This is a genomic window from Rhizomicrobium sp., from assembly GCA_037200985.1.
GTDB lineage: Bacteria > Pseudomonadota > Alphaproteobacteria > Micropepsales > Micropepsaceae > Rhizomicrobium.
In genome coordinates this window covers 2,503,571-2,526,421 of the sequence record JBBCGJ010000001.1, presented here as the reverse complement: position 1 = coordinate 2,526,421, position 22,851 = coordinate 2,503,571, and the positions used below count along the sequence as shown (strand labels likewise).

At 66.2% G+C, this 22,851-nt stretch carries 22 protein-coding genes and 1 tRNA gene; 15 read left to right on the top strand and 8 right to left on the bottom strand.

Annotation, left to right across the window (positions count from 1 at the left end):
• Positions 1-7: 7 nt before the first annotated feature.
• From ilvC to WDN01_12365, 3 genes are all read left to right on the top strand, one after another.
• The gene (ilvC, locus tag WDN01_12375) at positions 8-1,024 is read left to right on the top strand and encodes a ketol-acid reductoisomerase (GenBank protein ID MEJ0026815.1); all 1,017 of its coding nucleotides are present in this window, start codon (positions 8-10) and stop codon (positions 1,022-1,024) included.
• Positions 1,021-1,161: a hypothetical protein gene (locus WDN01_12370; protein MEJ0026814.1), complete on the top strand. Its 141-nt coding sequence runs from the start codon at positions 1,021-1,023 to the stop codon at positions 1,159-1,161. Before ilvC ends, WDN01_12370 begins: the two co-directional genes overlap by 4 nt.
• A gap of 100 nt (positions 1,162-1,261) precedes the next feature.
• Positions 1,262-3,013 (top strand): radical SAM protein, encoded by a 1,752-nt coding sequence (locus tag WDN01_12365; GenBank protein MEJ0026813.1) that lies wholly within the window; start codon positions 1,262-1,264, stop codon positions 3,011-3,013.
• Between the two features lie 62 nt (positions 3,014-3,075).
• Here WDN01_12365 and WDN01_12360 read toward each other — a convergent pair whose 3' ends face one another.
• Positions 3,076-3,243: a hypothetical protein gene (locus WDN01_12360; GenBank protein ID MEJ0026812.1), complete on the bottom strand. Its 168-nt coding sequence runs from the start codon at positions 3,241-3,243 to the stop codon at positions 3,076-3,078.
• Positions 3,244-3,412: 169 nt separating this feature from the next.
• Here WDN01_12360 and WDN01_12355 point away from each other — a divergent pair, with 169 nt between their 5' ends.
• Positions 3,413-4,279, top strand: coding sequence for a phytanoyl-CoA dioxygenase family protein (locus tag WDN01_12355; protein MEJ0026811.1), 867 nt, complete (start codon positions 3,413-3,415; stop codon positions 4,277-4,279).
• Between the two features lie 48 nt (positions 4,280-4,327).
• Positions 4,328-5,185 carry a hypothetical protein gene (locus tag WDN01_12350; GenBank protein ID MEJ0026810.1) on the top strand — a complete coding sequence of 286 codons (858 nt, stop codon included), beginning with the start codon at positions 4,328-4,330 and terminating at the stop codon, positions 5,183-5,185.
• Here the strand turns inward: WDN01_12350 and WDN01_12345 are convergent.
• The gene (locus WDN01_12345) at positions 5,167-5,607 is read right to left on the bottom strand and encodes a helix-turn-helix domain-containing protein (protein MEJ0026809.1); all 441 of its coding nucleotides are present in this window, start codon (positions 5,605-5,607) and stop codon (positions 5,167-5,169) included. The two genes, WDN01_12350 and WDN01_12345, sit on opposite strands and share 19 nt — an antisense overlap.
• Positions 5,608-5,733: 126 nt before the next feature.
• Here WDN01_12345 and WDN01_12340 point away from each other — a divergent pair, with 126 nt between their 5' ends.
• Positions 5,734-6,426 carry a hypothetical protein gene (locus WDN01_12340; protein MEJ0026808.1) on the top strand — a complete coding sequence of 231 codons (693 nt, stop codon included), beginning with the start codon at positions 5,734-5,736 and terminating at the stop codon, positions 6,424-6,426.
• 17 nt (positions 6,427-6,443) lie between these two features.
• On the opposite strand, the gene WDN01_12335 is transcribed toward WDN01_12340, so the two are convergent.
• The 3 genes from WDN01_12335 to WDN01_12325 all read right to left on the bottom strand — a co-directional run bounded on the left by WDN01_12335 (position 6,444) and on the right by WDN01_12325 (position 10,635).
• Positions 6,444-7,384, bottom strand: a protein-coding gene (locus tag WDN01_12335) for an IS630 family transposase (GenBank protein MEJ0026807.1) whose coding sequence is annotated in 2 segments (ribosomal slippage) — positions 6,444-7,045 and positions 7,045-7,384 — 942 coding nt in all. Because the reading frame shifts where the segments join, the coding sequence is not laid out codon by codon here.
• Between the two features lie 98 nt (positions 7,385-7,482).
• The gene (locus WDN01_12330) at positions 7,483-8,763 is read right to left on the bottom strand and encodes a nitrate/sulfonate/bicarbonate ABC transporter ATP-binding protein (protein MEJ0026806.1); all 1,281 of its coding nucleotides are present in this window, start codon (positions 8,761-8,763) and stop codon (positions 7,483-7,485) included.
• Between the two features lie 144 nt (positions 8,764-8,907).
• Complete coding sequence (locus tag WDN01_12325; protein ID MEJ0026805.1) at positions 8,908-10,635, bottom strand: ABC transporter permease subunit; 1,728 nt, start codon at positions 10,633-10,635, stop codon at positions 8,908-8,910.
• A gap of 233 nt (positions 10,636-10,868) precedes the next feature.
• On the opposite strand from WDN01_12325, the gene WDN01_12320 reads away from it, so the two are divergent.
• The gene (locus tag WDN01_12320; protein MEJ0026804.1) at positions 10,869-11,507 is read left to right on the top strand and encodes a hypothetical protein; all 639 of its coding nucleotides are present in this window, start codon (positions 10,869-10,871) and stop codon (positions 11,505-11,507) included.
• Between the two features lie 3 nt (positions 11,508-11,510).
• Here the strand turns inward: WDN01_12320 and WDN01_12315 are convergent, their stop codons facing one another.
• Together WDN01_12315 and WDN01_12310 are read right to left on the bottom strand one after the other, a co-directional pair.
• Positions 11,511-13,049, bottom strand: coding sequence for an ABC transporter permease/substrate-binding protein (locus WDN01_12315; GenBank protein ID MEJ0026803.1), 1,539 nt, complete (start codon positions 13,047-13,049; stop codon positions 11,511-11,513).
• Positions 13,050-13,054: 5 nt separating this feature from the next.
• The gene (locus tag WDN01_12310; GenBank protein ID MEJ0026802.1) at positions 13,055-13,825 is read right to left on the bottom strand and encodes an ABC transporter ATP-binding protein; all 771 of its coding nucleotides are present in this window, start codon (positions 13,823-13,825) and stop codon (positions 13,055-13,057) included.
• Positions 13,826-14,218: 393 nt separating this feature from the next.
• Here WDN01_12310 and WDN01_12305 point away from each other — a divergent pair, with 393 nt between their 5' ends.
• The 8 genes from WDN01_12305 (at position 14,219) to WDN01_12270 (ending at position 22,157) form a co-directional block, all read left to right on the top strand.
• On the top strand, positions 14,219-15,787 hold the full coding sequence (locus WDN01_12305) for a 2-isopropylmalate synthase (protein MEJ0026801.1): 1,569 nt from the start codon (positions 14,219-14,221) through the stop codon (positions 15,785-15,787).
• A 99-nt stretch (positions 15,788-15,886) separates the two neighbouring features.
• Positions 15,887-16,927 carry a rod shape-determining protein gene (locus tag WDN01_12300; GenBank protein ID MEJ0026800.1) on the top strand — a complete coding sequence of 347 codons (1,041 nt, stop codon included), beginning with the start codon at positions 15,887-15,889 and terminating at the stop codon, positions 16,925-16,927.
• A gap of 34 nt (positions 16,928-16,961) precedes the next feature.
• Positions 16,962-17,999 carry a rod shape-determining protein MreC gene (mreC, locus tag WDN01_12295; protein ID MEJ0026799.1) on the top strand — a complete coding sequence of 346 codons (1,038 nt, stop codon included), beginning with the start codon at positions 16,962-16,964 and terminating at the stop codon, positions 17,997-17,999.
• A 4-nt stretch (positions 18,000-18,003) separates the two neighbouring features.
• Complete coding sequence (locus WDN01_12290; protein MEJ0026798.1) at positions 18,004-18,531, top strand: hypothetical protein; 528 nt, start codon at positions 18,004-18,006, stop codon at positions 18,529-18,531.
• A complete protein-coding gene (mrdA, locus tag WDN01_12285; protein ID MEJ0026797.1) occupies positions 18,531-20,423 on the top strand; it encodes a penicillin-binding protein 2 in 1,893 nt (630 codons plus the stop codon). The genes WDN01_12290 and mrdA overlap by 1 nt, the downstream gene beginning before the upstream one ends.
• A complete protein-coding gene (gene rodA, locus WDN01_12280) occupies positions 20,420-21,574 on the top strand; it encodes a rod shape-determining protein RodA (GenBank protein MEJ0026796.1) in 1,155 nt (384 codons plus the stop codon). The genes mrdA and rodA overlap by 4 nt, the downstream gene beginning before the upstream one ends.
• A gap of 91 nt (positions 21,575-21,665) precedes the next feature.
• On the top strand, positions 21,666-21,980 hold the full coding sequence (locus tag WDN01_12275) for a glycine zipper 2TM domain-containing protein (GenBank protein ID MEJ0026795.1): 315 nt from the start codon (positions 21,666-21,668) through the stop codon (positions 21,978-21,980).
• Between the two features lie 101 nt (positions 21,981-22,081).
• Positions 22,082-22,157: transfer RNA gene (locus tag WDN01_12270), tRNA-Lys, on the top strand.
• A gap of 30 nt (positions 22,158-22,187) precedes the next feature.
• On the opposite strand, the gene WDN01_12265 is transcribed toward WDN01_12270, so the two are convergent.
• On the bottom strand, positions 22,188-22,541 hold the full coding sequence (locus tag WDN01_12265; protein ID MEJ0026794.1) for a hypothetical protein: 354 nt from the start codon (positions 22,539-22,541) through the stop codon (positions 22,188-22,190).
• Between the last annotated feature and the right edge of the window lie 310 nt (positions 22,542-22,851).

The following is a 22,851-nucleotide window of genomic DNA, read 5'->3' as shown; positions in this document are numbered from 1 at the left end:
ACACGTCATGCGCGTCTATTACGATCGGGATGCCGATCTGAACTTCATCAAGAACAAGAAGGTCGCCGTCATCGGCTTCGGCAGCCAGGGCCATGCCCATGCGCTCAACATGCGCGACTCGGGCGTCAAGGATGTCGTGATCGCCGCGCGCCCCGGCGCCAGCGCGAAGAAGGCGGAAGCCGCCGGCTTCAAGACGATGACCGTTGCCGACGCCGCCAAATGGGCCGATGTGATGATGATGGTCACGCCCGACGAGCTTCAGGCCGACATCTACAAGCACGACCTCGAAAAGAACATGAAGCACGGCGCGGCGCTGCTGTTCGCGCACGGCTTCAACGTCCATTTCCGCCTGATCGAGCCGCGCGCCGATCTCGACGTGCTGATGGTGGCGCCCAAGGGCCCGGGCCACACGGTGCGCAGCGAATACCAGAAGGGCGGCGGCGTGCCCTGCCTGATCGCGATCCACCAGGATGCATCCGGCAACGCGCACGATCTCGGCCTCGCCTATGCCAGCGCCATCGGCGGCGGCCGCGCCGGCGTGATCGAGACCAGCTTCCGCGAGGAATGCGAGACCGACCTGTTCGGCGAGCAGTCGGTGCTGTGCGGCGGCCTGGTCGAGCTGATCCGCGCCGGCTTCGAGACGCTGGTCGAGGCGGGCTATGCGCCGGAGATGGCCTATTTCGAATGCCTGCACGAGGTGAAGCTGATCGTCGACCTGATCTATGAGGGCGGCATCGCCAACATGAACTATTCGATCTCCAACACCGCCGAGTACGGCGAATACGTCACAGGGCCGCGCATCATCACGGCGGAGACCAAGAAGGAGATGAAGCGCGTACTGGACGACATCCAGACCGGCAAATTCGCCCGCGACTGGGTGCTCGAGAACAAGGCCGGCCAGGCGAGCTTCAAGGCGACCCGCGCCCGCGGCGCGGCGCATCCGATCGAGGACGTCGGCGCCAAGCTGCGCGCCATGATGCCCTGGATCGCCAAGAACAAGCTGGTGGACCAGGCGAAGAATTGACCGAGCGCGCTTCGGCGCGAGACTGGGCCGCGTCGGGCGGGGCGCGGCCCGTGCAGGACGACAACCGGTTCTTCCGCTATGTGTGGCGGTTCAATGCGGTCGTATTGGCGCTGGCCGCGATCGTGCCGCCGCAATAGACCGCCAAAGCGAATTCATCGGCCGATGAACGTGTGGGTGGGTGCCTTTGCCTGCCTAGCAACATGAACTATACGTAATCTTCCTTGGGGGGCTTACGGCATGGTTTCGCGCAAATTCTGCCTGGTCCTGGTCAAGCCGTCGCATTACGACGATGACGGTTACGTCATCCAGTGGTACCGCTCCGCCATCCCCTCGAACACGCTGGCGTCGCTGCACGGCCTCGCGATGGACTGCGCCGAGCGGCATGTGCTGGGCGACGGTGTCGGGATCGAAATCCACGCGCATGACGAATGCAACACGCTGATCAAGCCGGACGAGATCGCCCGGCGCATCGAACGGGCCGGCGACGGCATGGTGATGCTGGTGGGCGTGCAGTCGAACCAGTTTCCCCGCGCGCTCGATATCGCCCGCCCCCTCAAGGCGCGCGGCATCCAGGTCGCGATCGGCGGCTTCCACGTTTCCGGCGTGCTCAGCATGCTGGCCGGCAAGGACGCCCATCTCGACGCGGCGCGCGCCATGGGCCTGTCGCTGTTCGCCGGCGAGTCCGAGGGACGGATGGAGATGGTGCTGCGCGACGCGGCCGCCCACGCGCTGAAGCCGCTTTACAATTTCATGGACGACCTGCCCGCGATCGAGGGCACACCGATCCCTTTCCTGCATTCCGACAAGGTCGTGCGCACCGCCGGCGGCGTCACCAGCTTCGACGCCGGGCGCGGCTGCCCCTATCAATGCTCGTTCTGCACCATCATCAACGTGCAGGGTCGCAAGTCGCGGCGGCGCTCGCCCGACGACGTCGAGCGCATCGTGCGCGCCAACGTCGCCCAGGGCGCGCGCAGCTTCTTCATCACCGACGACAATTTCGCGCGCAACAAGGACTGGGAGCCGATCCTCGACCGGCTGATCCATCTGCGTGAGGTGGAGAAGATGCCGATCGGCATCATCATCCAGGTCGATACGCTGTGCCACAAGCTGCCGAACTTCGTGGAGAAGGCGGCGCGCGCCGGCGTCAAGCGCGTCTTCATCGGGCTGGAGAACATCAATCCCGCGAACCTGATGGGGGCCAAGAAGCGGCAGAACAAGATCACCGAATACAGGAAGATGCTGCTCGCCTGGAAGAACGCGCGCGTCCTCACCTATGCCGGCTATATCATCGGCTTTCCCAACGACACGCTGGAATCGGTGATGAACGACATCGAGGTGATAAAGCGCGAGCTTCCCGTCGATCTGCTGGAGTTCTTCTTCCTGACGCCGCTGCCGGGCTCGGAGGATCACCAGAAGCTGTCCCGCGCCGGCGTGGCGATGGACCCCGACCTCAACAAATACGACCTCAATCACCTGACCACGGCGCATTCCCGGATGAGCCAGGCGGACTGGAAGGCGGCCTACGACCAGGCCTGGGAGAACTATTACACCGACGAGCACATCGTGACGGTGATCAGGCGCGCCGCGGCGATGAAGGCCAATGCCAGCAACGCGCTGTTCCTCGCCACCTGGTTCTCAGGGAGCATCAGAATCGAGCATATCCATCCGCTGGAAAGCGGCTTCCTGCGCCGCAAATTCCGCACCGCGCGCCGGCCGGGCTTTCCCATCGTATCGCCGCTCGCCTTCTATCCGGCCTACTACGCCGAGACCCTCGCCAAGCTGTTCAAATGGGGCTCGCTCTATCTGCGGCTGCGGCGCGAATATCTCAAGGTCAAGCACGACCCCAAAAAGCTCGAATACACCGACCTCGCGCTGACGCCCGTGACCGACGAGGAGGAAGAGCGCGAGCTGTTCCACACCGACGCGGCGCAGGCCTATATCGCGCAGGAGCACCGCCTGGATAAATTCCGCCACGGCGAAGCGGCGTGATCGCATCTTGGCCGTGAGGCCGGCGAATATCCGTCTTCGCCGCCTGGCGCGTGCGTGTGCCGTCATCTGTCGACGGCCGGCTCGCCGGCGCGGCGAATTTCATAGCGCGACAGGTCGTGCAACAGCCGCCTGGCATGCTCGTGGGCGGCGTCGTCGCCGTCGTGATGGCAGACATGGACGAGGGCAAGCGAGCCGTCGGAATGAAACAGGCGAATCTCATAGTCGGGCATTGGCATCCTCCGTGCTGTATTGGTGGATGCCCCGTTCGACCCCATGACAACGCATCGTTTGCGGCGCGAAGCGGAACTTGATGTGTTCAAAATCGGGCGGATATGATTGATATATTTCTTGGGAACCGGAACGCCACAGCGATGTGGAACCTGCACGAAGGCTAGGATCATGCGCGTATCGGACGCAAAGCTCGCCGAGATCTGGGATCGCGGCTTCACCGTGGTGGAGAATTTCATCGACAAGGACGCGCTCGCGGAGGCGCGCGAGGCGCTGTGGACCATCCATCCCAAGCCCGAGGACTATTTCGCCGATCCGTCGAAATATCCGAAATACGGCAAGTCGCAATTCTCCGGCATCCAGCTCTTTCCCTTCGACCGCTGGGAACTGAGCCGGCTCGCGGTCTATCCCGACCTGATCGACGCGGCGGAGCGTTTTCACGGCATCAAGGAGATCGATCTCTACAAGAGCGAATTGTGGGCGAAATATTCCGGCGCGGTGAACTACGACCAGTTTCACCACCGCGACTATCGCAACCACACCATCGTCGTGCCGCGCGCCGACGGCCGCAACGCGCAGATGACGACGTTCATCCTCCTGTCGGACGTGACGTCGAAGGACGGCCCGACCAAGGTCGTGCCGCTGTCCGAAACCCGCGACGTGCCGATCGGCAAGGCGCGGACGACGTTCGGGGAATATTTCGACAAGGAGGTCTCGATCGAGGGGCCGGCCGGCAGCCTGATGGTCTACAAGACCGACGTCTTCCATCGCGGCTCGAACTTCACGGCGGAGAACCGTGCGCGCTTCGCGATCCTCACCGATTTCAAGACGCGCGAATGGCGCTGGCAGGGCAAGCTCGCTTGGCCGGACCATTCGGAGAAGAAGGCGTGGGACGAGGCGATGACCAGAATGACGCCGCGCCAGCGCGACCTGTTCGGCTGGCCGCCCGCCGGCAGCGACTACTGGAACGCGCAGACGCTCGCCGACGTGCAGGCGCGTTATCCCGAGATGGACCTGTCGCCTTATCGGCCGGCTTGACTCGGCGGCATTTGTTCTCTATTCGTTCTTTTGGCGATGGAGGCAAATGTGCTCGCGAAGGCCCGGGATTTCGTCCTGCGCAACGCGCGGCTGTTGGAGCGGCGGCGCTTCGAAGCGGAATTCGATGGCGGGCCGGCATCGGCGGTCGTCACCGCGCTGGCCGCCTATCGCAACACGGATGGCGGCTTCGGTCAGGCGCTGGAGCCGGACAAGCGCGATCCCGCGAGCCAGCCGGTCGACGTGCAATTCGCGCTCGAAACGATGGATGCGGTCGGCGCGTTCGACCGGCAACTGGCGCTCGGCGCGTGCGATTTTCTGGCGAAGATATCGACGCATGAAGGCGGCGTGCCCTTCGTGCTGCCCTCGGTGAACGAATTTCCGCACGCGCCCTGGTGGGAGTGCGAAGCCGATCCGCCGGCGAATGTGAATCCGACGGCCGCCATTCTCGGCGTTCTGCTCAAGCATCGCGTCGAGCATCACTGGATCGTGCCGGCGAGCGCCTTCTGCTGGAAGTCGATCGCGAAAATCCACCGAACCGAATTCCACGAATTGATGCCGGTGCTGGCCTTCCTCGAGCACGTGCCGGATCGCGCGCGGGCGGATACCGCGATGCGCGACGTCTTGGATCGCGTCGCGGCGCCGGGCGTGGTCGAGCACGATCCCGACGCGGTCGGCTATGTGCACTTGCCGCTCGAATGGGCGCCGTCTCCGCAAAGCCCGTGCCGTAAGCTGTTCTCCGATGCCGTGATCGACAGGCATTTGAAGGCCCTGGCGGCGAAGCAGAAGGACGACGGCGGCTGGCCGATCTCCTGGGACCCGATCAGCCCGGGCGTCGAACTCGAGTGGCGGGGCATCCGAACCATCGACGCGCTGCGGACGCTTCGGGCCTATGAAAGCCTCGACTGATCGCCTTTGGCCCGCCCTTCGAAGAAGCGGCGGGTTCTTCCGTTGGCGCCGGGGCCGGGGCTGAAGCGAACGTCATTTACCGCTTTGCCGGCGCGCGTGACCACCTGCACCGGGGCCAGCGCTTCGCCTCCGTCGGTGGAAAGCAGCACGGGCGGGCGGTTCGCGCTTTGCCACTTGTCGCCCCATTGCATCAGCGCGACAAGCGCCGGCATCAATTCGCGGCCCTTCCTGGTCAAGACGTAGCGCGGACGCGCGGCGGTGCCTTCGCGCGCGAGGATTCCTTCCGCGGTCAGCGCCGCCAGGCGGTCGGCCAGGATGTTGCGCGCTATGCCGAGGCTCGTCTGGAATTCGCCGAAGCGCGAGAGTCCGGCGAAGGCGTCGCGCACGATCAGCAGCGTCCACCAGTCGCCCGCGGCGGCCAACGCGCGCGCAAGCGAGCAATTCAGCTTCGAGAGATCGGTCTTTCCGGCCATGGTTGCATTCCGAAACTATCGCATTATAGTTGCACTCTGCAACCATATGCAGCGTTGCGCAAGAGGGAGGCCAGGATGACCGTCATGGACCAGCCGCAAGCCGGCCTCGTATCGGACCAGCGCGGCGCGATCCGTGCCGGTGGCGTCGTGCTGGCGCTGGGGGCCGCCGGCGTTGTTGCCACCAGTGTGCTCTACGGCGTCTCGCCGCCCGCGGCGGCCATGCCGCTTGTCCCCGCCGATCTAGCCGCCGCGCTCGCCGGCGCGATCCGCGGCGCCACGACGATGCATTTGGCCGGCCTTATCGGCGTCTTCGGCGACGTCCTGGTCGCGGCCGCGGCATTGCTGTTCGGCCAGCACGAAGTCGCGCGCGGCAGGGGCATCGCCGCAATGGGCTGGTTCCTGATCGCGATTTCGACCGTGCTCTTCGCGGTCGTGGACTCCATTGTCGGATATGCGCTCTCGCAGTCGGCGCGTCAGGCGCCCGCAGCCTTTCCGGCGACCAAAAACCTGTTCGACGCGCTGTTCCTGCTCGGCACGGCGACCTTCGGGTTGGGGGCGGTGCTCGCCCTGGCGACAAGCCGGACGCATGGCCTCGGCCGCCTTCTCGCGCTCCTTGCCGTCGCGGCGGGCGCGGTCGCCCTGCTTGACGGGGCGTTGGGCCTGTGCGGCGTCGGCATCCCTCCGCACCTTCTCGGCGCCGGAATCGCCGGCGGCTCGCTGGTCTTCACCCTGATCGGCATCCGGCTGGCGGCTGTCGGAAGGCTCTAGAGCGTGATGAAGTTAGGTTACTCATACCCCGAGTTCTCGAAGTAGTTTTTGCATTCTGTCGGCGTGACGGTGTCGAGGACGTGGCCGATGGCGTTGCAGACGGCATCTTGAGAACGGCGCGCGGCCTTTCGCAACCAGTGCTTGAGCTTTGAGAAGAACTGCTCGATGGGGTTCAGATCGGGGGAGTATTTGGGCAGGAAGAAGAGCTTTGCGCCTGCCGCTCGGATGGCGGCGCGTACGGCTTTGCTTCGGTGTGATCCGAGATTGTCCATGACGACGATATCGCCGGGCTTGAGAGTGGGGACGAGCACCTTCTCGACATAAAGCAGGAAGCGCACGCCGTTGATCGGCCCGTCGATGAGCCAGGGCGCATCGAGGCGATCCTGGCGCAAGGCGGCGAGGAAGGTCATGGTCTTCCAGCGCTTGTGCGGAACCTTGGCGCGCAGCCTTTCGCCGACCGGCGCCCAGCCCCGCAACGGCGCCATATTGGTCTTGGTCCAAGTCTCGTCGATGAACACCAGACGGGAGGGATCGACCCAGCCGCGGTACTTCGCCCACTGGGTACGCCGGCGCGCCACGTCCGGGCGATCCTGCTCGGCGGCGATCAGCGTCTTTTTTTGTGACTGAGCTTCTCGGCGTGGACGAACGCCCACACCGAGCGATAGTCCACCTTCAGGCCGCGCTCGCCCAGTTCCGCCACCAGCCCGCGCAGCGTGAAGTCGCCAGACCGGCAGCGCTGTACAAGCCAGTCCCGCCAAGCACCGGAAAGCGTCTTTGGCTTGTGGCCGCCCATCTGACCGGGAGCGAAGCTGCCCGTGGCATCAACCCGCTTCAGCCAGGCGATCACGGCACTGTAGCTGACGCCAAAGCGCGCCGCGGCCTGGCGCCGCGAAAGTCCCTCGCGCTCAACCGCCGCAACAACCCGTTCGCGAAGATCCATCGAATAAGGCTTGCCCATCCATGCCGGCCTCCTTCCCAGCCAGCATCTTGAATCAGACTCGCGACCCCGTGGGAATCCCAAATCCGACTCAGCCTGATGTCATCCCGCTCTAGCCCCTATGTCGGGTTCTCCAAGCCGAACATTTCGCTTTCGTCGTCATAGGAGAAGAGCTCGCCGAAACGGGCCCAGCTCACCACGGTGCGCAGCGTCTCCTCCGCCGCCTCTTCCGTCATGTGGTCTTCCAGCTCGTCGACGAAGCGGCGCCGGGGCGCGGTGTGGCTGGCGCGCTCGTCCAGCACCCGGCGGATCAGGGACGCGAGCGGTACCTGGCTCATCAGCGCGCGCGCGAAGATCTCCTTGCGCTCGTTGAGGCCGGCATCCGCGAAGCGCTTGCCCATATGGGTGAGCTTCAATTCGCCGCCCTCCATCTCGCCCAGCCGCAGCAATTGCAGCGCCTCGGCGATGGGGAACAGCTCGTCGATCTCCAATTGGAGGTCGGAGGCGATCTCGGGCAGGTCGGCCTTGCCGTTATAGGGCGCCGCCGCCACCGCCTCGATCAGGCCCGATATTAGGTTCGGCGAGACATGCGTCATCAGCGTGGCCAGCCCCGCGCCGGAGCGGGAGCTGCGCTGCCGCGCCGTCATCTCGGTGTAGATCTGGTCGACGTAGTTCTCGAAGCGCGTATCGGTGCGGTCGCGCGGCCGCGGGATGTCGATCTTGATCTCGCCGGCGATGCGCCCCGGATTGGTCGAGAACAGGAGCACGCGGTCGCACATCAGGACCGCCTCCTCGATATTATGGGTGACGAGGATCATGCCCTTGATCGGCAGGCGGCCCTCGCCCCACAGCTCCAAAAGGTCGGTGCGCAGGTTCTCCGCGGTCAGCACGTCGAGGGCGCTGAACGGCTCGTCCAGCAGGAGGATGTTGGGATGCACGACCATGGCGCGGGCGAAGCCGACGCGCTGGCGCATCCCGCCGCTGAGCTCGCGCGGATAGGCGTTCTCGTAGCCGTCGAGGCCGATCAGGTCGATGGCGGCCAGCGCGCGGGTGCGGATTTCGCCCGCCGGCAGGCGCAGCGCCTCGAGGCCGAGCTGCACGTTCTCGAGCACCGTCAGCCAGGGAAACAGCGCGAAGCTTTGGAACACCATGGCGATGCCGTTCGCCGGCCCGTCGATCGGATGGCCGAGATAGGTCAGCGTGCCGCCCTGCGGCTGCGCCAGCCCCGCGATGAGGCGCAGGAAGGTCGATTTGCCCGAGCCGGAACGGCCGAGCAGGCCGACGATCTCGCCCTGCTTGAGCGAAAGCTCGACGCCGTCGAGCACCAGCAACTCGCCGCCGCCCGGCTTGGGAAAGGAGCGGCGCACGGCATGCACGTCGAGGAGAAGTTCGTCGGTCATCGCAGTCATCCTTGTGCGCGATCTTTCAAGCCCACGAATGTCATGCCCGCGCAGGCGGGCATCCATTTCGCAAGCGACTCTGGATGCCCGCCTGCGCGGGCATGACAATAGGACGTGGTCAAACGATGGGGCACTGCAACCACCTCACGTCATGCGATAGCGGCGCTCGGCGAACCAGTAGAGCGGGCGCCAGAACAGCCGGTTCACCACCACGACATAGAAGCTCATCGTCGCGATGCCCAGAACGATGCGATGGAAATCCCCCGCCTGGGTCGCGTCGGCGATATAGGTGCCGAGCCCGTGGGCGCGCACCGTGTGGCTGCCCCAGCTCGCGACCTCCGCGACGATGGCCGCGTTCCACGAACCGCCCGAGGCGGTGATCGCGCCGGTCACGTAGTAGGGGAACACGCCGGGCAGAGCGACCTTGCGCCACCACAACCAGCCCTTCACCTGCAGGTTCGTGCCGGCATCGCGCAGCTCGCGCGGAATGGCCGAGGCGCCGGCGATGACGTTGAACAGGATGTACCACTGCGTGCCCAGCACCATCAGCGGCGACAGCGCGATGTCCGGGTTGAGCGAATAGCGCACGATGACGAACACCGCGACCGGAAAGACCAGGTTCGCCGGGAACGCGGCGAGGAATTGCGCCACCGGCTGGATGACGCGTGCCAGATGCGGCCGAAGCCCGACATAGACCCCGATCGGCGTCCAGATCGCGCTCGCCAGCGCGATCAGGACGACGACGCGCACCATGGTGATGGCGCCGAGCTCGAAAGAGAGGGCGACGTCGCCCCAGCTCAGCCCGCCGCCGAGGAGACGCCAGATGTGCCACAGCGCATAGGCGGCCAGCAGGGACAGGAACACCCACCACACGATGTCGCCGGCGCGCGACGGCACCGCGTCGCGCAGGATGCCGGCGCGGCCGCGCGCGGGCGGCGTCAGCCGGTAGGTCCAGGCCATGAAGGCGTGAAACGGCGCCGCGACCCAGTCCATGAAATCGGAGCGGCGGATGACGTCGAGCACCCAGGATTCCGGGAAGTCCTCGCTGTCCTCGTTGTCGATGCGGAATTTGTCGGCCCAGGCGACCAGCGGGCGGAACAGGAGCTGATCGTAGATCAGGATCACCACCAGCATCGCGCCGATCGCCCAGGCGATCGCCGTCAGGTTCTGCTGCGCGATGGCGCTGGCGATATAGGAGCCGATGCCGGGCAGGATGAAGGTGGTGTGGCCGACGCTGATCGCCTCCGCCGCGACGACGAAGAACCAGCCGCCCGACATCGACATCATCATGTTCCAGATCAGCGGCGGCAGGCCGAACGGCACTTCGATACGCCAGAACCGGGCCCAGCCGTTGAGCCCGAACATGCGGCCCGCCTCGGTCATCTCCTCCGGCACGGTGCGCAGCGATTGATAGAAGCTGAACGCCATGTTCCAGGCTTGGCTGGTGAAGATCGCGAACACCGCCGCCAGCTCGGCGCCGAAGATGCGGCCGGGCGCGAGACTCAGGAAGAACACCACCGTCACCGAAATGAAACCCAGGATCGGCACCGATTGCAGGATGTCGAGCAGCGGCACCAGAAGACTGCCGGCGCGCGGGCTTTTCGCCGCCCAGGTCGCATAGGTCAGCGTGAAGACGAGCGACACGGCGAGCGCGATCAGCATGCGCAGCGCCGTTCGCAGCGCGTATCCGGGCAGATTCCACGGATCGAGCGACAAGGGCTTGCTGCCCAGCGAAGCCAGCGGTTCGACCAGGGCGCGGCTCGCATCGGCGAAGAGGACGATAAAGCCGAGCACGAGGATCGCCGCCAGCACATCCCATTTGCTGGGCACGAGGCGGCGTGCCTCGATCGAGACGGGCGGCAGGATTTTCATATCCGGCAGGCCTCGAAGCTGGTTGAGCGTCGGTAACGCGGGCGAGCGCTCCGCCAGGCGGGGCACGGCGGCACACAACCACTTTGCCCGCGCGCGGGAAAGCGGAAAGTGGCGGCTTCGGCGGAGCGAATGACGCAGCGATGGTTGCGGGATTCGTGGCCTGGACGGTCCACGCCGATTGCGGGTCCCCAGATACGAGAGTAAACTTTCCGCGATCTCTTGGGGGGATTGCCATGAAATCGATTCTTGCGGCCGCCGCGATGCTCGCGGCCGGCCTGATGCTTGGCGGCTTGGCGAAAGCCGATCCGCTGCCCTATGGACCCGATACCTGCGCCTCCGGCTATGTTTGGCGCGACGCCGCGCCCAACGATCATGTCTGCGTCTCGCCGGCCGGCCGCGAACATGCGGCGGCGGAGAACGCGGCGGGGCCGAGCCATCTGAGCCCGACCGGCGGCGCCTACGGCCCCAACACCTGCCTGCCGGGCTTTGTCTGGCGCGAAGCCTTCGGCGGCGACGTCGTCTGCGTGACGCCGGCGGAGCGCACCGAGGCCAAGGTGCAGAACGCGGCGGGGCCGAGCCATCGCGCGCTCGCCTATGGACCCGACACCTGCAAGTCCGGCTTCGTCTGGCGCGATGCGGCGCCCAATGACCATGTCTGCGTGCCGCCGTCGCACCGCGCCATGGCGGCGAACGAGAATGCGCTGGCGGATTCGCGCCGCGCGGCCGGCGGGGCCTACGGTCCCAACACCTGCGTGCCGGGCTTCGTCTGGCGCGAGGCGTTCGGCGGCGACGTCGTCTGCGTCACGCCGGCGCGGCGGACGCAGGTGAAGGCGGAGAACGACCTCGGCCCGGACCGGAGGGTATCGCCGTAGCGGTCAGCGCCGCAGCCGCCCCTCCAGCCAGCGCGCCGCCTGCTGCGGCGATCGCTTGTCGTCGGGGCGATCGACCATCAAATTGGCCTGCTGCATGGTCGTCAGGTCAATCGCGCCGACCAGCGGCTTCAGCGCGTCCAGCAGCGCCGTGTCATTGGCATGCGCCGGCGAGACCAGCAGGATCGCATCATAGGGCGGCAGCGCGCCCTTGGGATCGCGAAGCACGGTGAGACCGTATTGCGCGATGCGGCCGTCGGTCGAAAAGGCCGTGATCACGTCGACATCGCCGGAGACCAGGGCGCGGAACATCAGATTGGGCTGGTACTGGCGCCGTGCCGCGAATTTCATGCCATAGGCCTGCACGACCGCGCGCCATTCTGGCCGCGAGAAGATCTCGAAGTCGCCGCCGATCTTCATCTCGCGCGCATGGGCGGCGAGATCGGCCAGGGTCTTGATGTGCAGGGCCTCGGCCTTGTCCCGCCGCATCGCCAGCGCATAGGCGTTCTCGAAGCCGAGCGGTCCCAGATATTTGATGCCATGGGTCTTGCCCGCCCAGGACGCGATGCCGTCGAGCACGGCCTGGCGGCCAGGCATGTCGGTGCGCTTCATCGCGCCGGTCCAGATCGTGCCGGAATAATCGACATAGACGTCGACGTCGCCGGCCGCGAGCGCGCGGAAGATCACGCTGGAGCCCAGATCGTCGCGCTCGGTCGAGGCGATGCCGGCGGAAGCGAGCTTGTCGGAGATCAGCGCCCCCAGGATGTACTGTTCGTCGAAATTCTTGGCGCCGATGACGATCTTGCCGCCGCCACCGCTGGCGACCGCGGGATAGACGCTCGCGCCCACCACGAGCGCCAGCCCGATCGCCGCCGCGACGATGCGCGGGCGCGACCGCAGCGCCAGCCCACTCTCCGCCAGCGCCAGCAGGCGGTCGACGGCGAACGCCAGTCCGGCCGCGGCGACCACGCCGAAGGTGACGAACACCCAGTTCTCGATCTGCAGGCCGGTGAAGATGTAGTTGCCGAGGCTGGTCTGGCCCACGGGCGTCGCCAGCGTCGCGGTGCCGATCACCCATACCGCGGCGGTACGGATGCCGGCCATGATGACGGGCGCCGCCAAAGGCAGTTCGACCAGGGTGAGCGACTGCCACGGCGTCATGCCCACGCCCCGCGCCGCCATCTTGACGCCGGCGTCCATGGTGGCGAGCGCGGTGACGGTGTTCCGGAGCACCGGCAGCATCGAATACAGCGTCAGCGCCAGCAGCGCCGGGAGGAAGCCGAGGGCGCGAAATCCGAATCCGAACGTCTCACTGGTGAAATGCGACAGCGCCAGAAGCAGCGGATAGAACAGCGCCAGCAGCGCCAGGCTCGGGATCGTCTGCACGATGCCGGCGAAGCCGAGCAGGACGCCGCCCAGCCAGCGCGACCGTGCCGCCAGCACCGCCAGCGGCAGGCTGATCGCAAGTCCGAGCAGGAGCGCGCTCATGCTGAGCAGGACATGGGCGCTCAGATAGCCCGGGAGATACGACCAGGCCTCGGCCATTTCGCTCACGACGCGGCCTTCAGCACGTCGGCGAGGCGCCGCGCCCGCTTCTTTGGCGTCTCGACCAGCGAGCGGACGAAATCGTCCGCCGGGGCGGAGAGCAATTCGTTCGGCGTGCCGATCTGCACCAGCGCGCCCTCGCGCATCACCGCGATGCGGTCGCCCAGCATCATCGCCTCGGTCATGTCGTGGGTCACGAAGATCGTGGTCAGGCCGAGCGCCGCATGGATCTGGCGATAATCCTCGGCGAGATCGTCGCGGATCAGGGGATCGAGGGCGCCGAACGGCTCGTCCATCAGCATGATCTTCGGCTTGGCGGCAAGCGCGCGCGCCAGCGCGATGCGCTGCCGCTGTCCGCCGGAGAGTTCGCTCGGGAAGCGGTCCCGATATTCGCCCGGCGCCAGCCGCATGAGTTGGAGCAGTTCGTCGACGCGCGCGGCCATCGCCTCGCGCGGCCAGCCCAAAAGGCGGGGCGTCACGGCGATGTTCTCCGCCACCGTCAGGTGGGGAAAGAGCCCCGCGCCTTGAAAGACATAACCCATGCGCCGGCGCAGGGTCACGGCGTCGAGCGCCAGGACGTCTTCGCCGTCGACCAGGATGCGGCCCCCCGTGGGCTCGATCAGCCGGTTGATCATGTTGAGGGTCGTGGTCTTGCCCGAGCCGGATTCGCCGATCAGGACGAGAAATTCTCCGCTCGCGACGGCAAAGCTCAGCGCGCGAACCGACGGCGCCGAGGTTGCTCCGTAAGCTTTTGAAATCTCTTGCAATTCTATCAACGGGGGTTCCCCTGCGATTGCACACCGACCCTTGCGTGCGCGGCAACATTCAGCGTAAAACGGCTCGTCCGGTGTCGAAAATAGAGCTTTTACCAGCGCTTAACCACGATTCGGGCAAAGTTATCGAACCGTAAACACGGCGGGCGGAACGGCGAACAGGCGATGACAAAGGTGGCGCACAACGACGCGAAGGGCGGATTCTCCGCCGGCGTCCGTGCGTGCACCCTGCGCAAGCCCCGTCCTTCCCTCGGTTCGTCGCAGGCGCTTCTGCTTCTTCTTAGCTGCCCCTAGGCGCTGACGGCGCGAGGTCATCTCGCGCGCGGCTCTTAGGGGATGAAAGCGAAAGGAGAAATCAGAAGCCGCTGTTGCGGCGAACGGAAGGACTATACTGCCATGAGTACCCAATCCCAGACGGCCAAGCCTGCGAAGATCAACATCTTCGACACCACGCTGCGCGACGGCGAGCAGTCGCCCGGTGCCGCCATGACCCTGGAAGAAAAGATCCAGATCGCCGAGTTCCTCGACGAGATGGGCGTCGACATCATCGAGGCCGGCTTCCCGATCTCCTCGCCCGGCGACTTCGAGGCCGTGAAAGAGATCACCAAGATCGTCAAGAATGCGGCCGTTTGCGGCCTGGCGCGCGCCGGCATCAAGGACATCGACGCGGCGGGCGAGGCGCTCAAGGGCGCCAAACGGCCGCGCATCCACACCTTCATCTCCACCAGCCCCGTCCACATGAAGCACAAGCTCCAGATGGGCGAGAACGCGGTCCTGGAGGCCGTCGGCGCCTCGGTCACGCGGGCGCGCAACTTCACCGACGACGTTCAGTGGTCGGCGGAAGACGCGACGCGCACCGTGCCCGACTTCCTGTGCAAAACCGTCGAAGTCGCGATTCATTCCGGCGCCACGGTCATAAATGTGCCCGATACTGTGGGATACTCGACGCCCCAGGAATATTTCGAGATCATCAAGATGCTGCGCGACCGCGTGCCCAATGCGGACAAGGTCGTCTTCTCCACCCACTGCCACAACGATCTCGGCCTGGCGGTGGCCAACTCGCTGGCCGGCGTGCTGGCGGGGGCGCGGCAGGTCGAATGCACCGTCAACGGCATCGGCGAGCGGGCGGGCAACGCCGCGCTGGAAGAAATCGTCATGGCGCTCAAGGTTCGTAAGGACCTGATGCCCTATGAGACGCGGGTGAAGACCCCGATGCTGGCCCGCGCCTCCAAGCTCGTCTCCAACGTCACGGGTTTCCCGGTCCAGTACAACAAGGCGATCGTCGGCAAGAATGCCTTCAGCCATGAATCGGGCATCCACCAGGACGGCATGCTGAAGAACGTGGAAACCTACGAGATCATGCGGCCCGAGGATGTCGGGGTGAAGGAGACTTCGCTCGTCCTGGGCAAGCTGTCCGGCCGCCACGCCTTCCGCGACAAGCTGGAGGCCATGGGCTATCAGCTGGAGGCGGACGCCTTCGCCGAGGCCTTCAAGCGCTTCAAGGAACTGGCCGACAAGAAGAAGCACGTCTTCGACGAGGACATCGTCGCCCTGGTGGACGACGAGATCGTGCGCGGCCATGACAGTGTCGCGGTGCGGGCCCTTCGCGTCGAGACCGGTCTTGGTGTTCCGCCCGCCTGCCGACTGACGCTCGTCATCGACGGCGAGGAGAAGACGGCGAGCACCGGCGGCGACGGCGCCGTCGACGCCATCTTCAAGGCCATTCATGAGCTTTATCCGCACACGGCCACCCTGCAGCTCTTCCAGATCAACGCGGTCACGGAAGGCACGGATGCGCAGGCCACGGTCAGCGTGCGGCTCGAGGAAAACGGGCGCACCGTCACGGGCAAGGGTTCGGACACCGATACGCTGGTGGCCGCGGCCTATGCCTATGTCAATGCGCTCAACAAGCTGTTGGTGAAACGCAAAAAGCAGGCGCCAGAGGCCTTGACCGTCGCGCGATGAGACAATAGCCCCGGCGTTTAACCCCGCCGGGGCGGTCCTTCTCGGGAATAAAGGTTGCAAGGGAGGTCTGCCCATAACCAGGAATGGGACAGGTTTAGTATGTTCGGCAGTCTTCTCGGCGCCCTTTCCAGCGACATGGCGATCGACCTCGGCACGGCCAATACCCTTGTGTACGTGAAGGGTCGCGGCATCGTGCTGAACGAGCCGTCGGTCGTGGCCACGATCAATCGCGGCGGCAAGAAGCAGGTCCGGGCCGTCGGCAACGACGCCAAGATGATGCTGGGCCGGACCCCCGGCAACATCGAGGCGATCCGCCCGATGCGCGATGGCGTCATCGCCGATTTCGAGATCGCGGAGGAGATGATCAAGCATTTCATCCGCAAGGTGCATAACCGCCGTTCCTTCGCCAATCCGATGATCATCGTCTGCGTGCCCTCGGGCTCCACCGCGGTCGAGCGGCGCGCCATCCAGGAATCGGCGCTCTCCGCCGGCGCCCGCCGGGTCTACCTGATCGAGGAACCCATGGCGGCGGCGATCGGCGCCGGCCTTCCGGTCTCCGAGCCGACCGGCTCCATGGTGGTCGATATCGGCGGCGGCACGACCGAGGTGGCCGTGCTCAGCCTGGGCGGCATCGTCTATTCGCGCTCGGTGCGGGTCGGCGGCGACAAGATGGACGAGGCGATCATCGCCTTCATCCGCCGTCACCAGAACCTGCTGATCGGTGAAGCCAGCTCGGAACGCATCAAGAAGGAGATCGGGTCGGCGGCACCGCCCTCGGACGGGAACGGCGTCACGATGGACATCAAGGGCCGCGACCTTTTGAACGGCGTGCCCAAGGAGATCACGATCACCCAGCGCCACATCGCCGAAGCCCTGGCCGAACCGGTCGGCGCCATCGTCGAGGCGGTCAAGGTCGCGCTGGAAGCGACGCCGCCGGAACTCGCGGCCGACATCGTGGACAAGGGCATCGTGCTGACGGGCGGCGGCTCGCTGCTCGCCAATCTCGACCAGGTGCTGCGCGAGGAAACCGGCCTGCCGGTCTCGATCGCCGACGATCCGCTCTCCTGCGTCGCGCTCGGCACCGGGCGGGTCCTGGAGAACACGAAGGGCATGCGGCACGTTCTTTCGACGGCGTTCTAACGTGGACCGGCGCTAGGAGCCGGAACGACAGGTCATGGCGAACGGCGGGTGGAAGATTGCGCGTAGCAGGAGCGGGGCACAGCTCCCTCTGGCGCTGCTCGCCGCTCTCGCCATCGCCCTCATCCTGATCGGCAAGGCGCAGTCGAACCTGTTCGACCGGGCGCGCGCCAATGTGACGGACTGGGCCGCCCCGGCGATCCAGGTCGTGCAGACGCCGTTGAGCGGGATCGACCGCTGGATCGGTTCCATCGGCGAGGTCTTCCAGGTCTACAGGGAAAACCTCAAGCTCAAGGAAGAGAACGCGCGGCTGCGCCAATGGCAGAACGCGGCGGTGGTGCTCGACACCCGCGTCAAACGCTACCAGCTGCTGCTCCACGCGGTGCCCGATCCGAGCCTGTCCTCGGTGATGGCGCGCGTCATCGGTCGCGCCAACCGGCCGTTCCTGCAGACCATGATCCTCGACGCCGGCAAGGCCCAGGGCGTCAAGCCGGGGCAGGGCGTGATCGACGCCCGCGGCATGATCGGCCGCATCTTCCTGGCCGGCGACCATACTTCCTGGGTCATCCTGCTCACCGACCTGAACAGCCGCATCCCGGTGGTGATCGAGCCGGGCAACATCCAGGCGATCATGGCCGGCGACAATTCCGCCGCGCCGCAGATCGACCTTCTGTCGCAGAACGTGGTCCTGCGCCCCGGCATGCAGGTCGTCAGCTCCGGCGACGGCGGCTTGCTGCCGCCGGGCCTCGCCATCGGCTCCGTGATCGCCGACCCGGCCGGCGGCTCGCGCGTCGTGCTCCTGGCCGATCCGTCGTCCAGCGAGGACGTGAATATCGTCGACTTCAAGCAGAAGGCGGAGCTTCCGCCCTCCGTCTCGCCGTCCGACCTGCCGGCCACCGCCGCCGGCCTGCCGCCCGCGCCGCCGCCCCCGCCGCTGCCCGTCCCCGGCGCGACGCCGGGACCGACACCCGCGACCGCGCCGGCCTTGACGCAGGCTGCGCCCGCTGTCGCCAAACCTTCCGCCGCCAAACCCGATATCGTGCCGCCGGCCGCGGCCGACAGCGGGAACGAGTGACCCCATGGAGCGCATGGGCAGCCTGATGAGCGGACGGATATTCTCCTCGACGATCCCGGTCGTGCTCGGAATCCTGGGCGCGCTGATCGCGAATTTCCCGGTCTCGTTCCTCGGCAACCTCGTGCCGCCACCGCTGCTCTCCTTCATGCCGCTCTATTTCTGGGCGATCGTGCGGCCCGACCTGATGACGCCCTTCTGGGCCTTCATGCTGGGGCTGCTGGAGGATTTCCTGTCGGGCGGACCGCCCGGCGTGTGGGCGGCGTCCTATCTTGCGGCTTATGCCTTCGTGGACAACCAGCGCGATATGCTGGCGGGGCTTTCCGGCGTCGGCGCCCTGGTCGGTTTCGGCGTGGCGGCGCTGACGGCCTGCGCCAGCGCCTATGTGATCGTCGATATCTATCATTGGCGGCTTCAGCCGCTGGCGCCCTCGATGGCGGAGCTCGCCATCACCGTCATCGAATACACCGCCGCCGTCTTCGTGCTCGGCGCCATCCATCGCCGCGTCGTCGGACCGCTCCGGAGCGAGTTCTGATGCCGCTGTTCGACCGCAAGGACAAGAGCCGTTACGCCAGCTTCACCCGCCGCTCGCTGGGCATGAGCGCCGGCATGGCGGCGGTGTTCGCGGTGCTGGGCGGGCGGCTCTACCAATTGCAGATCCGCAACGGCAACCAGTACATGACGGAAGCCGAGGAGAACCGCGTCAACCAGCGCCTCCTGGCGCCGCCGCGCGGACGCGTCCTCGACCGCTTCGGCGTCGAGCTCGCCAACAACCGGCGCAACTACCGCGTCCTCCTGGTCTCCGAACAGGCGACCGAGGGCGTCGAGGCGGCGCTCGACACGATCGGCAAGGTCATCGAGCTCACCGATGCGCAGAAGAAGCGCGTGCTGCACGACATCCAGATGAACAAGAAATTCGTCCCCGTGCCGGTGGCGGAGAATCTCACCTGGGAAGAGTTCGCGCGCATCAACATGCATTTGCCCTATCTGGCGGGCGTGCAGCCCGATGTCGGGCAGACCCGCGACTATCCTTTCGGTGTCGAGCTGTCGCCCGTGCTGGGCTATGTCGCCTCGGTCAGCCCGGACGACAAGAAGGACGCCGACGATCCGCTGCTTTCCCTGCCGGGCTTCCGCATCGGCAAGCGTGGCATCGAGAAGGCGTTCGATTCGGAGGTGCGCGGCACCGCCGGCGCCAGCCGGGTGGAGGTCAACGCCTATGGCCGCGTCATCCGCGAGCTCAGTCGCGATCCCGGCGTGCCCGGCCAGGACATCTGGCTCACCATCGACAAGGAGCTGCAGACCTTCACCGCCCAACGCATGGGCGCGGAGAGCGCCGCCTGCGTCGTGCTCGATTGCCAGACCGGCGACGTGCTCGCGCTGGCCTCGACGCCCGGCTACGACCCGAACCTCTTCAATGTGGGCATCACGCCCGACCAGTGGAAAGGCCTCATCACCGACGATCACAAGCCGCTGGTCAACAAGGCGCTCAGCGGCGCCTATCCGCCCGGTTCCACCTTCAAGCCGGCGATGGCGCTGGCGGCGGTGCAGAACGGTCTGAAGGACCTGCACGTCAACTGCACCGGCGCGGTCACGCTGGGCAACCACCAATTCCATTGCTGGAAGCGCGGCGGCCATGGCGGCGTCGACCTCAAGCGCGGCATCGCGCAATCCTGCGATGTGTTCTTCTACGAAGTCGCCCGCCGCCTCGGCATCGACAAGATGGAGGCCGCCGCCCGCGCCATGGGGATGGGCGCCACCAGCGGCATCGAGATCCCCGGCGAGAATTCCGGCTTCATCCCCAGCGCCGCCTGGAAGGAAGCCCGCTTCGGCATCCCCTGGCAGATGGGCGAGACGCTGAACACCGGCATCGGCCAGGGCTATGTGCTGGCGACGCCGCTCCAGCTCGCGACGCTCGCCGCGCGCATCGCGAGCGGCCGCGCCGTGGTGCCGCGCATCGCCCATACCGTGGGCACCATCGCGCAGCCCAGGCCGCTGGCCGATCCGCTGCCCTTCACCGACGAGGCGTTCGCCGCGATCCGCGACGGCATGAACGCGGTGTGCAATGAGGGGGGCACGGCCAGCCGCTGGCGCATCGCCGAGCCGGGCATGGAGATGGCGGGCAAGACCGGCACCGCGCAGGTCCGCGTCATCACCAAGCAGGAGCGCTCCACCGGCGTGCTCAACGACACCGCGCTGCCCTGGAAGATGCGCGACCACGGCCTGTTCATCGCCTTCGCGCCCGTCGCGGCGCCGCGCTATGCGCTGGCCTGCATCGTGGAGCACGGCGCGCTCGGCCATCCCCAGGTGCAGATCGCGCACGACGTGCTGCTGTTCGCGCAGAAGCGCAATCCGCTCGGGATGCGCACCGCCTATCCGACCAATGCCGCGCTGGCGACGCCGCCGGTGCCGCTGGGAGGGCACGGATGACCACCCGCCCCTATGCCGCGATGCGGCGCACGCTCAGCGTCGTCGACAAGCTCTACGAAGTGAACTGGGGCATGGTGCTCCTGATCACCATCGTCGCCTGCATCGGCTTCGCTATGCTCTATTCGGTGGCGGGCGGCAATTTCTCTCCCTGGGCGACGACGCAGATCATCCGCTTCCTCGCCGGCTTCGCGATCCTGGTCGCGGTGTCGGTGGTCGACATCCGCACCTGGCTGAGCCTCGCCTATCCGGCCTATGGCGTCTCCCTCGTGCTTTTGATCGGCGTCGTGATCGCGGGCCATGTCGGCAAGGGCGCCGAACGCTGGATCACGCTTGGCCCCCTGGGATTGCAGCCGTCGGAGCTCATGAAGATCTCGCTGGTGCTGGCGCTGGCGCGTTTCCTGCACGGCAAGAGCGTGGAGGATATCTCCAAGCCCGCCAATCTCGCCCTGGCGCTGGCGATGATCGGCATCCCGGCGGTGTTCGTGGTGCTGCAGCCCAATCTCGGCACCACGCTGATCATCCTAGCCGACGGCGCGTCGCTGCTGTTCCTGGCGGGGCTGTCCTGGTGGTGGATCCTGCCGGCGCTCTCCGCGGTCGCGGTCGCGGTGCCGACCGCCTGGCAGTTCGTGCTGCACGATTACCAGAAGCGCCGCGTGCTGACCTTCCTCGATCCGGCATCCGACGCGCTGGGCGCCGGCTGGAACATCACCCAGGCCAAGATCGCGATCGGCTCGGGCGGCGCCACCGGCAAGGGCTTCCTCGGCGGCACGCAGAGCAAGCTGAACTTCCTGCCCGAGAAGCACACCGATTTCATCTTCACGAATTTCGCGGAGGAGTTCGGCTTCGTCGGCTCGGTGGCGCTGCTGATCCTCTTCGCGGTGATCATCGGCTATGGCGTGCAGATCGCCGGCAGCGCGCGCAGCCAGTTCGGCCGCCTCCTCGCCATGGGCCTGACGCTCAACTTCTTCTTCTACATCATGATCAACGCCTCGATGGTCATGGGCCTCATCCCGGTGGTCGGCATTCCGATGCCGCTGATCTCCTATGGCGGTTCGGCGATGTTCTCGGTGATGTTCGGCTTCGGCCTTCTGATGAGCGTGCATGTCCATCGCCAGGTCGAAATCCCGCGCCACTCCGGCGGCATCATCTGAGCATCGGGAACCCGCCGGAACGATCCGTCCGCGCCTCCGTTTTCTTCTCATGCCGCGACGCGCGGCCGAGGGATTTCAAACGGAGACGACGATGCTCACGCGCACCACACGCATATTCGCCGCCGCGGCGCTCGCGCTGGGCGCGGGAACCACCGGCGCGCTGGCCGACGCCTGCAGCGGCCATCGCCACACCACCGGGACGGTGCTGGGCGCCGTCGGCGGCGGGGCGATCGGCAGCGCGGTCAGTCACGGCAGCATCGTCGGCGTGCTTGGCGGCGCGGTGCTCGGCGGCTTGGCCGGCAACGCGGTGTCGCGCGGCGCCGATTGCGATCATCGCTATCATCGGGCCCGCTATGAGCGCAGCCGCTATTATTATCGCAACGGGCACCGCTATTCGCGCTGGTGAAAGACCGCCGAATTGCCGCGCTTTTCGCGTGAGGGTCGCGGTTGGGCACGCCTGCTGGACAGGCCAAAACCGCTCTGCTATAGCCCCGCCCCTTCCTGGATGGGCCGGTAGCTCAGTTGGTAGAGCGTTCGACTCTTAATCGAATGGTCGTGGGTTCGATCCCCTCCCGGCCTACCATCCAAACTTCGCATCGGACGCGGCAGGCGGTCAGTGATGACCGCCAAAGCCGCCGTGCATTCCACCGCCATGCATGCCATGGCCGCCGCCGTGGAACGACCCGCCGAAATGCGTCGAGATCGACACCGATGCCGAGGCCCGTGCCGACGCGCCGGCGCTCGCCGCGCCGCCGGCGAAGGCGCCTGCACCGCCATAGGCGATAGCGTATCCACCGCCATACGCCGTTCCGCCGTCGCCGAACCGATCGCCCACTCCGCCGTCGAAATCGCCGGTGCTCAGTCTGCCGTTGAGAACGAGCGGCCGATCGCAGTCGCAGCGCTCATGCGCTGATGCGGCTCCGCAGAGTGCGAGGAGTGCCAAGACAACGAAGCGCGTTCTGCGCATGGGTTCACCTTCTGTGATCCGTCACGTGCCACTTTAGGACGATGGCGGACGAAGCGCCAACAACACGCCGTTAACCCTGGCTGCCGACTTGTTCGCCGCGCGCGCGGCTTTGGCGCAACAGCTGTGGCCCTGCGTCAACGGGCAAAGGAACCGGCGGAATTCTTCGCGCGTTTGCGCTCGTCTGGAGGGTGGTTAAGAACGGAAGCAAACCAATGTCGGCAGCAGGACTGGCCCAAGGGCCCAAATTTGCGGCACAGAGACACATTATCAGCGCGCACGCGGACTACCGCAGGACGGATTTCGTTTTTGC

Coding starts and splice junctions, on each gene's coding strand:
- ilvC (MEJ0026815.1), top strand. CDS start 8: ATGCGCGTCTATTACGATCGGGATGCCGATCTGAACTTCATCAAGAAC.
- WDN01_12365 (MEJ0026813.1), top strand. CDS start 1,262: ATGGTTTCGCGCAAATTCTGCCTGGTCCTGGTCAAGCCGTCGCATTAC.
- WDN01_12360 (MEJ0026812.1), bottom strand. CDS start 3,243: ATGCCCGACTATGAGATTCGCCTGTTTCATTCCGACGGCTCGCTTGCC.
- WDN01_12355 (MEJ0026811.1), top strand. CDS start 3,413: ATGCGCGTATCGGACGCAAAGCTCGCCGAGATCTGGGATCGCGGCTTC.
- WDN01_12340 (MEJ0026808.1), top strand. CDS start 5,734: ATGACCGTCATGGACCAGCCGCAAGCCGGCCTCGTATCGGACCAGCGC.
- WDN01_12330 (MEJ0026806.1), bottom strand. CDS start 8,763: ATGACCGACGAACTTCTCCTCGACGTGCATGCCGTGCGCCGCTCCTTT.
- WDN01_12325 (MEJ0026805.1), bottom strand. CDS start 10,635: ATGAAAATCCTGCCGCCCGTCTCGATCGAGGCACGCCGCCTCGTGCCC.
- WDN01_12320 (MEJ0026804.1), top strand. CDS start 10,869: ATGAAATCGATTCTTGCGGCCGCCGCGATGCTCGCGGCCGGCCTGATG.
- WDN01_12315 (MEJ0026803.1), bottom strand. CDS start 13,049: ATGGCCGAGGCCTGGTCGTATCTCCCGGGCTATCTGAGCGCCCATGTC.
- WDN01_12305 (MEJ0026801.1), top strand. CDS start 14,219: ATGAGTACCCAATCCCAGACGGCCAAGCCTGCGAAGATCAACATCTTC.
- WDN01_12300 (MEJ0026800.1), top strand. CDS start 15,887: ATGTTCGGCAGTCTTCTCGGCGCCCTTTCCAGCGACATGGCGATCGAC.
- mreC (MEJ0026799.1), top strand. CDS start 16,962: ATGGCGAACGGCGGGTGGAAGATTGCGCGTAGCAGGAGCGGGGCACAG.
- WDN01_12290 (MEJ0026798.1), top strand. CDS start 18,004: ATGGAGCGCATGGGCAGCCTGATGAGCGGACGGATATTCTCCTCGACG.
- mrdA (MEJ0026797.1), top strand. CDS start 18,531: ATGCCGCTGTTCGACCGCAAGGACAAGAGCCGTTACGCCAGCTTCACC.
- rodA (MEJ0026796.1), top strand. CDS start 20,420: ATGACCACCCGCCCCTATGCCGCGATGCGGCGCACGCTCAGCGTCGTC.
- WDN01_12275 (MEJ0026795.1), top strand. CDS start 21,666: ATGCTCACGCGCACCACACGCATATTCGCCGCCGCGGCGCTCGCGCTG.
- WDN01_12265 (MEJ0026794.1), bottom strand. CDS start 22,541: ATGCGCAGAACGCGCTTCGTTGTCTTGGCACTCCTCGCACTCTGCGGA.